Genomic DNA, 16,403 nt, shown 5'->3' with positions numbered 1-16,403 from the left:
ATGAAGAAGACGATGATGCTTGAACCAGGCTGGAGCGAGCAACCCGTTAAGGTAAGGGGAGAGGGAGCTTACTACGGGAGTCGAATCGTAATGCTCTGTGAACCTGCAGAAGATCTGTACGAGAGTCTGTCTGGCATGGAGAAATCGATTCGGTTCATACGCCTGTATTCGGAGGCACAGGGAATTGCAGAACGCTATAAAGCCTACGTGCTACAGGCAATGGAAGAAATACGAACGCTTTTGGAGAGCAAGCTGGAAGGAGCAGTACTAATCCAGATTGTCAGCGAGAATCGAGGGGAAGGGCAGCTCTTTTCGGGACTGGAGGGACTGCTGCGCACGGCACGGTTGGAGAATCCAAAGCTGGTTGGACAACTGGTAGAAGTTGACTCCTGGGGAGAGGCGGCAGAGCTGAACCAGGTGTTGGCAGACAACGGAAAGTATCATGGGGAAGACGTGTGGGTCCGGTATGCGGAAGGTAAGCGCCAGGTAGCGGTATGGAGCGAGGCGAAGGAAGTTAAGAATCCGGAGATGCCGTGGAGAGAAGAAGGCGTCTATCTCATCACAGGAGGAGCCGGAGGTTTAGGCATGATTCTAGCCAGAGAGATCGCAGAGCAGGCAAGGAATGTGGTCTTGATCTTGACGGGCCGGGCAGCCGTGAGTCGCGAGGTAGAGCGGAAGCTGGAGGAACTTCAGTCAGCGGGGGCCAGAGCGGTGTACGAGCAGGTGGATGTCAGGCAGCGAAGTGCTGTGGATGGGATGATGAAGCGTATCTGGGAAACCTACGGAACTCTGAACGGAATCATCCACAGCGCCGGGGTGATCCGGGACAGCTTTCTCTTGAAGAAGCGGAGAGAAGAGGCGGCAGAGGTGCTGGGGCCGAAAGTGGACGGCTTGGTGAATTTGGATGAGGCAAGCGCGGGGATGGCACTGGACTTCTTCATCCTGTTTTCGTCAGTAGCAGGAGCCATTGGTAACCTGGGCCAAGGGGATTATGCGGCAGCGAACGCCTTCATGGACCGTTATGCGCTATATCGGAATGAAAGGGTAAGCGTAGGCCACAGGCAGGGGCATACCTTGTCCATCAACTGGCCATTGTGGAAAGAGGGTGGCATGCGGGTGGACAGTGAAACCGAGATGAGGATGTTGGAGCAAACGGGGCTGGAGGTCATGGGTAAGGAGAATGGGCTGTTTGCTTTCAATCAGGCACTTGCATGGAAGAAAGGCAGATTTTGCGTATTGCATGGTGACGTTACGAAACTACTGAAGCAGTATATGAAGAAGGGGAGCCATGACCTCCCTGATCATGGAGAGCACAAGGGTCCGGTCCCACAGGTAAATCTGCAGTTGTTACGGAGTAAAACTCTTGTCAAACTGAAAGCTTTGTTCGGAGAAGCGGTCAAGATTGGGGTAAACAATATTGATGCGCTGGAGCCATTGGAAAGTTATGGATTGGATTCGATTCTCATCATGATGTTGAATCAAAAAATAGAAATGATTTTCGGGGAATGCTCCAAAACGATATGGTATGAATATTTGACTCTGGAGGAGTTAACTGGCCACTTCGTTGCCCATTATCCTGATCGTTGCATGACGTGGACCCGACTGAATGAAACATTACCATCCGACAGAGAAGGAAATGAGTCTGTTAAGGAACAGTTGAAGATTGAAGTCCCTGTCATAAGCCCGATAAAAAGAAAAAAACGGAAGTCGGCTCATAGTTTCGAAGGGTACAAAGCAACGGAGCCTATAGCAATCATCGGGATGAGCGGGCGTTATCCGCAAGCGGACAACCTTCGGGAATATTGGGCGAATTTGGAGAAGGGGAAAGATTGTATAGAGCAAATTCCCCAAGACAGGTGGCCCATTGAGAGCTTCTATGATCCGGATCGCAAGGAAGCTTTTGCGAAAGGGAAAAGCTACAGCAAATGGGGAGGATTCTTGGAGGGGTTTGCGGACTTTGATCCATTATTTTTTGCTATTTCCCCAAGGGATGCTATGAATATGGATCCTCAGGAACGAATATTTGTTCAGAGCTGCTGGGAGGCGTTGGAGGATTCCGGTTACACAAGGGAACGATTAGAAGGATGTTATAAGGGCAAGGTAGGCGTCTACGCGGGAATTACCAAAACCGGCTATGGTTTGTACGGTTCGGAGGTATGGGAACAGGGAGAGGGGCTTTATCCCCATACTTCGTTCAGCTCCGTGGCGAATCGAGTATCGTATCTGTTGAATTTGAAAGGTCCCAGCATGCCTGTAGATACCATGTGCTCTTCTTCTTTAACCGCAGTGCATATCGCCTGTGAGCATCTCAGACACGGGGAATGCGAAGCGGCCATTGTCGGAGGGGTAAATCTATACCTTCATCCTACCAATTTTGTTGAGTTAAGTGGAGCACAGATGTTATCTGCGGATGGGAGATGCAAAAGTTTCGGAAAAGACGCGGACGGGTTTGTGCCGGGGGAGGGTGTAGGTGTTATCATCCTGAAGCCACTGTCTCAGGCGATTGTGGATGGAGACCAGATTTATGCGCAAATTCGGGGCACCTCTGTGAATCACGGAGGCAAAACGAATGGATATACAGTGCCCAGTCCAACTGCACAAACTGAGTTGATAAGGCAGGCAATTCGGAAGTCCGGAATCTCATCGAGAGTGATCAGTTATATAGAAGCCCATGGAACGGGCACGGAATTAGGAGATCCTATCGAAATTACAGGTTTGACTCAAGCTTTTGAGGAAGATACCAATGATAGAGGCTTCTGCGCCATAGGTTCCGCAAAGAGTAATATAGGGCATCTGGAAGCGGCTGCTGGAATCGCGGGGTTAACGAAGATTGTGCTTCAGATGAAGAATCAAAAGCTAGTTCCAAGCCTTCATGCGAAGGAACCTAATCCGAATATTGCGTTTGCCAAAACCCCTTTTACAGTCCAACAAGAACTAAGAGACTGGAAAAGGCCCGTTGTGGAGATCAACGGGTTCAAGGAAGAGTTTCCAAGAACTGCTGGGATTTCATCTTTTGGCGCAGGCGGTGCGAACGCCCATGTAGTGGTGGAGGAATACATTCCGAAGGAGGCACGGCGACCTAACGTCCGGGTTAGCCCCGAACATCCTGCAATGATCGTGCTTTCCGCCAAGAATGAAGAGCGACTGACCGAACTGGTACGGCAGTGGGTAGACGCGTTGGAAGAGCGGAGATATACGGATGAGCTGTTGCCGAATATTGCTTACACGCTGCAAACGGGAAGGGAAGCGATGGATGAGCGTCTGGGTCTGAGTGCTGCTTCGATCGGAGAGCTGGGGGCCAAGTTGTCCGATTGGCTTCGTGATCCATCGGGGGCGCAAGAGATATACAGAGGCCAGGTGAGGCGCAACAAGGAAGTGTTGTCGGCGATCGTAGCTGACGAGGACATGCAAGAAGTTATGGAAAAGTGGATAAGGAAAGAGAAATACGACAAGCTGCTGGACCTGTGGGTCAAGGGTATGAGCGTGAACTGGGACAAGCTGTATGGGGAACATCCTCCGCACCGGATTAGTCTGCCGACGTATCCGTTTGCGAAGGAGCGCTATTGGGTGCCGGCAGGGGGGGCGGCAAGCGGCAGAGAGCGGCTTCATCCTTCTCCGTCCGTGCGGCTACATCCTCTGCTGCATGAGAATATCTCTGACTTCACGGAGCAGAAGTATAGCTCGACTTGGACCGGAGAAGAATTCTTCCTGACGGACCACCGAGTCCAAGGGAGGAAAGTACTACCGGGTGTGGCATATCTGGAAATGGCAAGGGCTGCGTCGGAGAACGCGACTGGTCCGACTGGGCGTATAGGAGACGGGCAAGCCGTTCGGATTAAGAATGTAGTCTGGATAAACCCGGTAGTGGTTGGGGAAGAGCCGGAGCGGGTGCAGATCGGACTATACCCGGAAGAGAATGGAGAGATTGGCTTTGAGGTTTACCAAGAAGAACAGGAGACCGGAGAAGCAGCAGTATACAGCCAAGGGCGGGTCGCATGGTTCGAAGCATCGGGAATGCCCCAATTGGATGTGACGGGGAAGCAGAAGGATTGCGACGGAAGAGTAATCACAGCAGATGAATGTTATGAGGCGTTTGAAAAGATGGGGATATCTTACGGAGCCGCCCATCGAGGGATCGAACGGATCTATGTGGGAGAGGGTCAGGTACTGGCGAAACTATTACTGCCGGGTGGAGTTGCCGATACCTTGGAGCAGTACGTGTTGCATCCGTCGCTATTGGACTCGGCTTTGCAGGCATGCCTAGGAATGGTAATAGGTGATGGACTGGGAAATAAGCCTTTGCTTCCGTTTGCTTTGGGACAGATAGAAGTGTACGCCCCCTGTACGGCAGCCATGTGGGCCTGGGTTCGTCACAGCGCAGGCGGTGAAGCCGATGGAAAAGTCCAGAGGTTGGATATTGATTTGTGTGATGAGAGCGGCCAAGTTTGTATACAGATGAGAGAGTTTACCTCCAGGGTCCTAGAGGTTGGAAATGGAAGGGAAGCTAGCGTGGTACAGACGATGATGTTCGAGCCAAGCTGGAGCGAGCAACCCGTTAAGGTAAAGGGAGAGGGAGCTCACTACGGGAGTCGAATCGTAATGCTCTGTGAACCTGCAGAAGATCTGTACGAGAGTCTGTCTGGCATGGAGAAATCGATTCGGTTCATACGCCTGTATTCGGAGGCACAGGGAATTGCAGAACGCTATAAAGCCTACGTGCTACAGGCGATGGAAGAAATACGAACGCTTTTGGAGAGCAAGCTGGAAGGAGCAGTACTAATCCAGATTGTCAGCGAGAATCGAGGGGAAGGGCAGCTCTTTTCGGGACTGGAGGGACTGCTGCGCACGGCACGGTTGGAGAATCCAAAGCTGGTTGGACAACTGGTAGAAGTTGACTCCTGGGGAGAGGCGGCAGAGCTGAACCAGGTGTTGGCAGACAACGGAAAGTATCATGGGGAAGACGTGTGGGTCCGGTATGCGGAAGGTAAGCGCCAGGTAGTGGTATGGAGCGAGGCGAAAGAAGTTAAGAATCCGGAGATGCCGTGGAGAGAAGAAGGCGTCTATCTCATCACAGGAGGAGCCGGAGGTTTAGGCATGATTCTAGCCAGAGAGATCGCAGAGCAGGCAAGGAATGTGGTCTTGATCTTGACGGGCCGGGCAGCCGTGAGTCGCGAGGTAGAGCGGAAGCTGGAGGAACTTCAGTCAGCGGGGGCCAGAGCGGTGTACGAGCAGGTGGATGTCAGGCAGCGAAGTGCTGTGGATGGGATGATGAAGCGTATCTGGGAAACCTACGGAACTCTGAACGGAATCATCCACAGCGCCGGGGTGATCCGAGACAGCTTTCTCTTGAAGAAGCGGAGAGAAGAGGCGGCAGAGGTGCTGGGGCCGAAAGTGGACGGCTTGGTGAATTTGGATGAGGCAAGCGCGGGGATGGCACTGGACTTCTTCATCCTGTTTTCGTCAGTAGCAGGAGCCATTGGTAACCTGGGCCAAGGGGATTATGCGGCAGCGAACGCCTTCATGGACCGTTATGCGCTATATCGGAATGAAAGGGTAAGCGTAGGCCACAGGCAAGGGCATACCTTGTCCATCAACTGGCCATTGTGGAAAGAGGGTGGCATGCGGGTGGACAGTGAAACCGAGATGAGGATTGAAAGAAGCTCAGGAATGGTATCTTTGTCCACTGAAGCAGGACTACGTCTCTTCTATGTTACAGCCGCATCGAGAAATGCTCAGGTTATGGTTTCTCAAGGCCACGGAACCGTCATGAAGGAAAGGTTACTCGGGAAACCACGAACGACAATACCTGCAGTTCCCAAAGTGTCGGAAGAAAAAGGAGAGGCCTATCTCCTTTCGGAAAAAGTGCAGGAAGTTCTGGCTCAAATGGTGTCTGGAATACAGAAGATGAAGGCGATGGATGTAGAGATGGATTTCGAGTTAAGCGACTACGGATTTGATTCCATCACTTTGACAAAGTTTGCAAATCAACTCAATCAAGCATTTCACTTAGAACTCGCCCCAACCCTCTTTTTTGAGTTCTCTACCTTGCGAGAATTGAGTGTGTACTTGATCAGGGAGTTTGGGGAATCGCTTGCGCATATCCTCAACATTTCTGCTAATCCGGAAGAAAAGGCGGCACCGCTGGCATCAACTGCTTTGGAGGAACCATTGCCGCAAAGGACGCTTTCCCGAAGGCAACAGACCAGGTTTATCAGCTTCCCGGCAGTTACGAAAGAGAAGCGGGATCCATCCTTCTATGAGCCGATCGCGATCATTGGGATGAGCGGCAAGTTCCCGATGTCTGACGATTTGGATTTACTATGGAAACATTTATTGGAGGGGAAAGATTGCATCTCCGAAATTCCCGATGATCGGTGGGATTGGAAAGCTTATTACGGAGATCCTGCCCTGGATGAGAATAAAAGTAACATTAAATGGGGCGGCTTCATGGATGGAGTGGACGAATTCGATCCCATATTCTTTGGGATTTCTCCGAGGGAAGCAGAGTATATGGATCCGCAGCAACGGCTCTTGATGACCTATGCCTGGAAGGCGATAGAAGATGCGGGTTATGCCGCGGAGAATCTGTCCGGAACCAAGGTAGGAATGTTCATAGGAACGGGAAGCAGTGGATACAACGAATTGATCACCCAAGCCAAAGCCGTCACGGAGGGCTATTCTTCTACAGGGAAGGTTCCCTCCGTCGGTCCTAATCGGATGAGCTATTTCTTAAATATACACGGGCCTAGCGAGCCAGTGGAAACTGCGTGTTCCAGCTCTCTTGTAGCGATTCACCGGGCCGTCAATGCAATTCGAAACGGGGAGTGTGTATCCGCTATTGCAGGGGGAGTGAATACGCTCGTTACTCCGGAAGAATATATCAGCTTTAGTAAAGCAGGTATGCTCAGTGAAGACGGTAAATGCAAAACTTTTTCTGCAAAAGCTAATGGGTATGTAAGAGGCGAAGGTGTGGGGATGATCTTTTTGAAGCCGCTGTGCGATGCGGAACGTGATGGAGATCATATATACGGAGTCATCAAAGGAACCGACCAGAACCATGGCGGACGTTCTAACTCTCTGACCGCACCTAACCCTAGAGCCCAGGCCGAATTAATTAAAACCGCATGGACTAAGGCGGGGATCGATGTGAGAACCGCTGGCTACATTGAAGCCCATGGAACGGGTACGCAGCTAGGGGATCCCATAGAAGTAAATGGACTAAAGATGGCATTCAAGGATTTGACAGGTTCCGTCAAAGATCCATGGAAGCCTCAGGCATATTGCGCCTTGGGTTCAATTAAAACCAACATCGGCCATCTGGAGCTGGCTGCCGGAATTGCAGGATTCATCAAGATTCTGCTGCAAATGAAGCATAAGACGTTAGTTAAGAATCTTCATCTTGACGAAATCAACCCCTATATTGATCTGAAAGACAGTCCATTCTATTTGGTAACAGAAACCCAGGAATGGAAGCCACTTCGGAACGCAGAAGGCCGGGAGCTTCCACGCCGTGCAGGAGTCAGTTCTTTTGGATTTGGCGGTGCGAACGCCCATGTAGTGGTGGAGGAATACATTCCGAAGGAGGCACGGCGACCTAACGCCCGGGTTAGCCCCGAACATCCTGCAATGATCGTACTTTCCGCCAAGAATGAAGAGCGACTGACCGAGCTGGTACGGCAGTGGGTAGGCGCGTTGGAAGAGCGGAGATATACGGATGAGCAGTTACCTGATATTGCTTACACGCTGCAGACGGGAAGGGAAGCGATGGATGAGCGTCTGGGTCTGAGTGCTGCCTCGATCGGAGAGCTGGGGGCCAAGTTGTCCGATTGGCTTCGTGATCCATCGGGGGCGCAAGAGATATACAGAGGCCAGGTGAGGCGCAACAAGGAAGTGTTGTCGGCGATCGTAGCCGATGAGGACATGCAAGAAGTTATGGAAAAGTGGATAAGGAAAGAGAAATACGACAAGCTGCTGGACCTGTGGGTCAAGGGTGTGAGCGTGAACTGGGACAAGCTGTATGGGGAACATCCTCCGCACCGGATTAGTCTGCCGACGTATCCGTTTGCGAAGGAGCGCTATTGGGTGCCGGCAGGGGGGGCGGCAAGCGGCAGAGAGCGGCTTCATCCTTCTCCGTCCGTGCGGCTACATCCTCTGCTGCATGAGAATATCTCTGACTTCACGGAGCAGAAGTATAGCTCGACTTGGACCGGAGAAGAATTCTTCCTGACGGACCACCGAGTCCAAGGGAGGAAAGTACTGCCGGGTGTGGCATATCTGGAAATGGCAAGGGCTGCGTCGGAGAACGTGACTGGTCCGACTGGGCGTATAGGAGACGGGCAAGCTGTTCGGATTAAGAATGTAGTCTGGATAAACCCGGTAGTGGTTGGGGAAGAGCCGGAGCGGGTGCAGATCGGACTATACCCGGAAGAGAATGGAGAGATTGGCTTTGAGGTTTACCAAGAAGAACAGGAGACCGGAGAAGCAGCAGTATACAGCCAAGGGCGGGTCGCATGGTTCGAAGCATCGGGAATGCCTCAATTGGATGTGACGGCGAAGCAGAAGGATTGCGACGGAAGAGTAATCACAGCAGATGAATGTTATGAGGCGTTTGAAAAGATGGGGATATCTTACGGAGCCGCCCATCGAGGGATCGAACGGATCTATGTGGGAGAGGGTCAGGTACTGGCGAAACTATTGCTGCCGGGTGGAGTTGCCGATACCTTGGAGCAGTACGTGTTGCATCCGTCGCTATTGGACTCGGCTTTGCAGGCATGCCTAGGAATGGTAATAGGCGATGGACTGGGAAATAAGCCTTTGCTTCCGTTTGCTCTGGAACAGATAGAAGTGTACGCCCCCTGTACGGCAGCCATGTGGGCCTGGATCCGCCACAGTGCGGAAGTTCAAGACGATATCGGGTTGTTGGAGTTTGATGTGGATCTTTGCGATGACAAAGGTGTTCTGTGTGCTAGAATGAGAAAATTTGCAACCAGAGCACTGACAAGGGAGGAGTCCTTATTATCGGCTCGGCAGCAAGTAACGGAGCTGGATGAAGAGGCTGAGAACCCGGTTATTGAGAGTGTAAAATTGGCCCCAGTTTGGGAGCCGGTTGAAGTTGATCCTCAAGTAGAATCCCAACTGATGGAATCGGTTAACGTTCTCGTCGTCATTGATTATAGTGAAAGATTAAGGAAACAACTGCTAGAGCAGTATCCCGGGGCAATCTTCTTGACAATCGGTGCAAGTTCAACGATCGAGGAAATCATGCTTCAACTGAAGGCCTGCGGTCCAATAGAACATATTTTGTGGGTGGCTCCGAAATCCTCCGATCATTCTTCCTGGCTGAATGCAAGATTGATAGAGGATCAAGAGTCGGGAGTCCTTCAAATTTTCCGGCTGGTCAAACTTTTGCTTAGATCAGGATATGGCAACCAAAGTCTGCAGTGGACTATCGTGACGGAACGAGCGCAAGCCATCTATAAGAATGATATGACTGATCCCACCCATGCCAGCGTTCACGGTTTCATGGGTTCATTGGCCAAGGAATATCCCAACTGGACCATTCGTGTCCTAGACGTGGATGACTTGGAAACATGTTTAGTAGCATCTCTTTTCGCTGTGCCTGCAAATGTTGAGGGAAACCTAGTTGTATTACGGGACGGACAGTGGTATCGCCAAGAATTCATACCGATGAAGATCACTATACCTGAGAAAACGGCTTACAAGCAGAACGGTGTCTATGTCGTTATCGGAGGAGCGGGGGGCATCGGCGAAGTGTGGAGCGAATATATGATCCATCACTATCAAGCTAAAATGATATGGATTGGCAGACAGGCGATGGGGGCTTCCATCCATAGCAAAATAAACCGTCTGGCGGAATTTGGGCCCGCCCCGGTATATATTCAGGCGGATGCTTCCGATTTAGAGGATTTAACCCGTGCTTATCAAGAGATTAAGAGTCAGGTTTCCCGCATAGACGGAGTGATTCATTCCGCGATCGTCCTGGAAGACGGCAGTTTAGCAAATATGGAAGAGCGGCAGTTTAGAGGCGCTTTGACAGCCAAAGTCGATGTTAGTGTTTGTATGGCAAGAGTGTTTCAGAACGAACCGTTGGATTTTGTAATGTTTTTTTCCTCATTCAATGCATTTACCAAATCGCCCGGCCAGAGCAATTATGCAGCAGGATGTACCTTCAAGGATGCGTTCGCTCACCGTCTTGCCCAAGAATGGCATTGCATGGTGAAGATTATGAATTGGGGATACTGGGGAAATGTTGGGGTTGTAGCTTCGGAAAGGTATCGGAAGCTTATGGAGAAGAATGGGATTTACTCGATTGAGCCTGTTCAAGCCATGGCTGTTCTGGAGTTTTTGTTAGCAGGCCCAATTGATCAGATAGGATTGATTCATACGTCGAATCCTCTAGAAATTCAGAGGGTTAATAGTTCGGAGGAAATCACTGTTTCATTGAAATGAGGCTGTTCGCAGGGACGAGGCGGTAGTTCAGGGGCCGCAAACGCGGCTCCCGGTTCTGCGTTCAGAGACAGCCGTTTAGAAAAATAGCAAACGGAGAGATGAGAATGGATCCCATTGAACAACTGGACTTGATGAGAAAGCCGTTGGAAGTATTAAATAGTCTGCTTCTTCAATTATTAAGAGGGCAACTGCAGAGTATGGGATTAACATTGCAGGGGTTGAAAGCGAAACCCGAGGAGCATTGTGATCTGCCGGGAATGTTGGATAAGTATCGCAAGTGGCTAGTGGAAAGCGTTAATTTGTTGTCTGATCTTCCGAGTGTTGAAGCACTAGAACCGGCTTCTGATATGGAGGCTCTTTGGCGGGAATGGGACAAGCGAATGGGGGAATGGGCAGCTGACCCGAACTTACGGGCTCATGCGGCTCTGGCGGATGTCATGATCCGGGCATTACCTGAGATCCTCACGGGGAAGAAGCCCGCTACCGATTTGATGTTCCCTGACGGAGGAATGCAGCGTGTGGAGGGAGTCTATAAGAATAACTTAATTGCCGATTACTTTAACACCGTACTAGTAGAAGCTGCTTTGGCATGGGTAAAGGAACGAGTACATGATGATCCACACGTTAATTTGCGTATTTTGGAGGTTGGAGCTGGAACCGGTGGCACGACCGGGGCTTTATTGCCTGCACTGAAACCTTATGCTCATGCTATTTCCGAATACTGTTATACGGACATATCCAAGGCATTTCTCATCCATGGTGAAAAAAAATATGGTCCTCGTTATTCCTTTTTAACATGCCATCTTTTAAATATCGAAGAACCATTGGCGAGCCAAGGCATTCAAGTCGGCCAATATGATGCAGTTATCGCAACGAATGTGCTGCATGCTACCCAGAATATGAGGCAGACAATTCGTAATACGAAAGCACTTCTGAAAAGAGACGGACGGCTCTTCATCAATGAGATAACAGGGAAATCTGTATTTACCCACTTGACATTTGGCCTCTTGGAAGGTTGGTGGTCCTATGAAGACGCTCCTTTGCGAATACCAGGTTGTCCGTCGTTATCTTCTGGTACATGGCAGACACTGTTGGAGAACGAGGGGATTCATTCCATACGCTTTCATGCACATAAGGCCCATTTTCTCGGACAACAAATTGTTGAAGCTGTTAGTGATGGAGTGATCCGACAGCAACGGAAGAGGAATAAATACGTTCCTGTTTCCGGGAAGCAGGAGAAGGCGGTCAGATATAAAGGCAAGCACTCTACTCAGCCGGAGATCACAGTCAATGAGGAGGCCCTTCGGCAGAGAAGCCAAGAATACTTTATAGAAATGTTGAGTCGGACATTGAAGGTTCCACCCGGACAGATCGAGGCCAACAGGCCGCTGGCGGATTATGGTTTGGATTCCATATTGAACATTCAGGTAACAAATCAATTGCGTACACTCTGGGATGATATTGGCAGCACTTTGTTTTTCCAATATCCCACGGTAGAGAAACTGACACAGTATTTCCTGGATTCCCGTAAAGAGTCTTTAGCCGAGGTTATTGGTATGAAGCATTCCCCAGTTAAGTTGTCCGAGGGAGAAGAGATTGAGGCTGAAGAGAGGCTAAGTACGGAGCGTTCAGCCTCTCCGAAGGGAAGTTTTACTTCCCGCTCGAGGTTTAAAGAAATGTCTCCTCCCACATTGGATCCGACAACTATACCTTTTGGTAGTAAAGATATTGCAATAATCGGTCTAACCGGACGCTATGCCCAGGCCCAGAACCTAAAGGAATTCTGGAATCATCTGAAAAATGGACAAAATTGCATCACGGAAATTCCGGAAGACCGCTGGCAATGGCAGGATTACTATCGGGCGGAGGGTCAAGAAAGGAACATATATACGAAATGGGGGGGATTTATAAAGGATATCGACAAATTCGACCCTTTGTTTTTCCGTATTTCTCCGAGAGAAGCAGAGAAGATGGATCCTCAGGAGCGTTTGTTCCTGGAAACCGCATATGCCTGTATCGAGGATGCGGGCTATACTCCTCAATCGCTCTGCAAAGACGGCAAGGTTGGAGTTTTTGTCGGCATTATGAATGGCAACTATCCTACGGGGGCGGCGTATTGGTCTGTTGCGAACCGGTTGTCCTATGTCCTCAATTTTCAGGGGCCAAGTATGGCTGTGGATACGGCCTGTTCTTCCTCTCTGACAGCGGTTCATCTTGCGGTGGAAAGCTTAAACAACGGAACAAGCGAATGTGCCATTGTAGGTGGAGTGAACCTGATTGTGGATCCAGAGCACTATCTGCGGTTATCCGAACTGAAGATGCTCTCTCCAGGCCCACAATGCAAATCTTTTGGCGATAATGCGGACGGGTTTGTGGATGGTGAAGGTGTGGGAGCCGTAATCTTAAAACCCTTACAAAAGGCTATTGCCGATGGAGACCAGATCTATGGTGTGATCAAAGGCACCATGTTGAATGGAGGGGGCAAGACGAACGGATATACAGTACCCAATCCCGAAGCTCAGTCTCGGCTTATCACGGAGACCTTGCAGAGGGCAGGGATTCATGCCAGAAGTATTAGTTACGTGGAAGCGCACGGTACAGGAACGGCTCTTGGAGACCCGATTGAAATTGAAGGATTACGGCAGGCTTTCGGGAAGGATACTCAAGATACAGATTTTTGCTCCATCGGTTCAGTGAAATCCAATATTGGACATTGTGAGAGCGCGGCAGGCATCGCAGGTTTGACTAAGATACTCCTCCAATTAAAGCATCGCCAATTGGTGCCTTCCTTGCACTCTAACTCCCTCAATCCAAACATCGATTTCAAGAAAACGCCGTTTAGGGTACAACAGGAGCTTTCAGAGTGGAAACAGCCGTTTGTTGCGATAGAGGGGAGCCGTCAAGAGCATCCGAGAAGGGCAGGTATTTCTTCTTTTGGAGCAGGAGGTGCTAACGCACATGTGCTGATAGAAGAGTATGTGCAACCCGAAGAACCAATGGCACACCATACTGCTTACCAGAAACCAGTTATGGTAGTGTTATCAGCCAGAAATGAGGAGCGGTTGGCAGAACGAGTTCAGCAATTGATCTCTGATATTGAAGAGCAGCAGTACTTAGATCGGGATATTGAGGCCATTGCATATACTCTTCAGGTTGGAAGAGAGCCTATGGAAGAAAGACTGGGATTTGTCGTCGAATCTTTACAAGAACTCGAAATAAAGTTAAGAAGTTTTTTGCTTGAAGGGGTCACACCATCACTCTATAGAGGGCAGGTCAAGCATAATAAAGAGACTATGCTACTTTTTGACCGGGATGAGGATATGATCGAAACCATTGATCAATGGTTTCAAAAGGCAAAGTTTGAGAAACTGCTTCAGTTATGGGTGAAAGGTCTAGATTTGGACTGGAACCGCCTGTATACGGAAAGGCATCGCAAGCCCCGAAGGATCAGCCTCCCGACGTATCCTTTCGCCCGTGAGCGCTACTGGGCAACGAAGGGGGAAAACAAAGCGCCGAATTCCCTAGCATGGCTGCATCCTTTGCTTCAAAGAAATATCTCTGTTCTCCAGGAGCAGCGGTTTACTTCCGTCTTTACAGGAGAAGAGTTTTTCCTTAAGGATCACAAAGTGTTCGGCCGAAAAATTCTGCCGGGTATGGCGTATCTTGAGATGGCTCGCAAGGCGGTTGAACAATCCGTGGATGGCTACGAATCGAAAGTGACAATGAAGTTGCAGCATGTAGTTTGGATGAGCCCCTTATGGGTAGACCAGCATCCCGTTCAGGTAAACATCAGACTCATGCCCGAAGGGACGGATAGGATTCAGTTTGAAATCTATAGTACAGAGATAGAGGATGAGAGGGTGGTTCATTCTCAGGGTGTCGCAAGTTTTTCGAACGGAACCGGTACCAGCAGACTGGATTTGGCGACTATACATAGCAGGTGCGATCGGGGAATGGTGACGGCTGAGGAGTGCTATGAATTCTTTCAATCTATAGGTCTGGAATATGGCGATACTTTTCAAGGGATTAAAACGCTTTATTTGGGTCAGGATGAAGTGTTTGCCGAACTGTCGCTTTCTTGTAATGGAGCGGATATCCAGCGTTCCTATATGCTTCATCCCAGCATAATGGATTCTGCTTTACAAGCCAGCATTGTCCTGATGGCAGGCAGTTCGGACCAGGATGAATCCGTTCAGCTTCAACTACCCTATGCCATACAGGAAGTAGAAGTGATGGCTGCATGTTCATCCCAGATGTGGGCATGGGTCCGTTATAGTGAGGGATTCAGAGACGAGGGCAAAGCACTGAAGCTTGATATTGACCTGTGTAACGATGAAGGCCATGTATGTGTAAGTCTACGGGGATTTTCAACTAGACGTGCCGCTATGTCTGGGAGCTCTGCCCAAGCTTCTTTTCCTTCGGAAGAATCGTCCCTGACGTTGGCAATGGAATCCGTGTTCAAAGATCCATTACCGGTGGAGACGTTGCTTTTGAACCCTGTCTGGGAGTCGATGAGTATGCAATCGATGCCGCTTGCACCACCAAACGGGCAGATGGTAGTGATCGGTGGGAAGGCGGAGAGAAGGCATCAAGTGCAAAGCCAGTATCCACTATCCCGAATATTAGACTTATCCAGTATCAGTACAACTGATGAAATCATAGACAGTTTGGAGGCTTGTGGTCCAATTGATCATATTGTATGGATCTCTCCTGAGCATGTATCGCGGTCTGTTTCTGATAGTGCATTGATTGATGAACAAAATGACGGGGTAGTCCTAGCCTTCCGATTGATTAAAAGCTTGCTCTCTCTCGGCTATGGAACAAAAGATTTGCGTTGGACTGTGATTACGGTTCAAGCTCAATCAATCCATAAATATGACGAAATCAACCCGACCCATGCAAGTCTCCATGGATTAATCGGTTCTATGGCGAAGGAGTATTTGCACTGGGACGTTTGCATGGCAGATTTAGATGCCAATGCGCCTTGGCCAGTTAGGGAACTCCTTCATCTTACTGCAGATCCCAACTGCCACCCTTATGTATACCGTGACGGACAATGGCACCGACAGGAACTCGTTCCTCTTCAAGCGATCTCGCACGGAGTCTCGGGTTACAAAAGCGGGGGCGTGTATATCGTTATTGGAGGTGCAGGAGGTATTGGACGGGCTTGGAGTGAGTATATGATCAGAACCTATGGGGCGCAGGTGGTATGGATCGGAAGGCGGGAGATGAATGCGGATATCAAAATACAAATCGAACAATTGTCGAAATTGGGTCCCGCACCGTTGTATATCGCCGCAGATGCCTCCGATCCACTAGATTTGCAAAGGGCATATGATGAAATCAAAAGACATTATCATAAGATTCATGGGGTGATCCACTCAGCTATTGTCTTATCTGATAAGAGTCTGGCGTATATGGAGGAATCTCAATTTAAGGCAGCATTGAAAGCTAAGATCGATACTAGCGTGAGCTTGGCGCAAGTTTTCCAGCAGGAGCCGTTGGATTTTGTCATGTTCTTTTCTTCTTTAAATGCTTTTACTAAAGCACCTGGGCAGAGCAATTATGTGGCGGGTTGCACCTTCAAGGATGCCTTTGCCCACCAGCTTTCATTGGAATGGACGTGCAAGGTGAAGGTGATTAACTGGGGGTATTGGGGAAGCGTAGGCGTAGTTGCGTCGGCTTCATACCAGAAACAGATGGACCGGATCGGGATCCGTTCCATTGAACCGGAAGAAGCGATGGAAACACTTGAAGTGCTTCTGTCAGGACCGATAAATCAATTAGCACTAATGAAAACAGTGGCTCCGCTGGAAATTCAGGGAGTGAATTGGGACAAATCCATAGTATGCTATTGCGAATCTTGAAACGAAACGATACCTACTATTCTCAAAAGGGGATACGGTCATGAAAAATGATGAACAGTTTATTAA

At 49.6% G+C, this 16,403-nt stretch carries 2 protein-coding genes; both read left to right on the top strand.

The genetic code is table 11. The annotated features are described in order from the left end of the window. Nucleotides 1-10,470 (top strand): SDR family NAD(P)-dependent oxidoreductase, encoded by a 10,470-nt coding sequence (locus ACFVRY_RS17755; RefSeq protein ID WP_387501590.1) that lies wholly within the window; start codon nucleotides 1-3, stop codon nucleotides 10,468-10,470. 104 nt (nucleotides 10,471-10,574) lie between these two features. Further along, nucleotides 10,575-16,337 carry an SDR family NAD(P)-dependent oxidoreductase gene (locus tag ACFVRY_RS17750; protein WP_387501589.1) on the top strand — a complete coding sequence of 1,921 codons (5,763 nt, stop codon included), beginning with the start codon at nucleotides 10,575-10,577 and terminating at the stop codon, nucleotides 16,335-16,337. Nucleotides 16,338-16,403: the final 66 nt, after the last annotated feature.

The organism is Paenibacillus sp. NPDC057934 (genome assembly GCF_042887565.1).
Lineage (GTDB): Bacteria > Bacillota > Bacilli > Paenibacillales > Paenibacillaceae > Paenibacillus_AQ.
The sequence above is the reverse complement of the archived record's forward strand: the minus strand, read 5'-3'. Positions and strand labels throughout refer to the sequence as shown.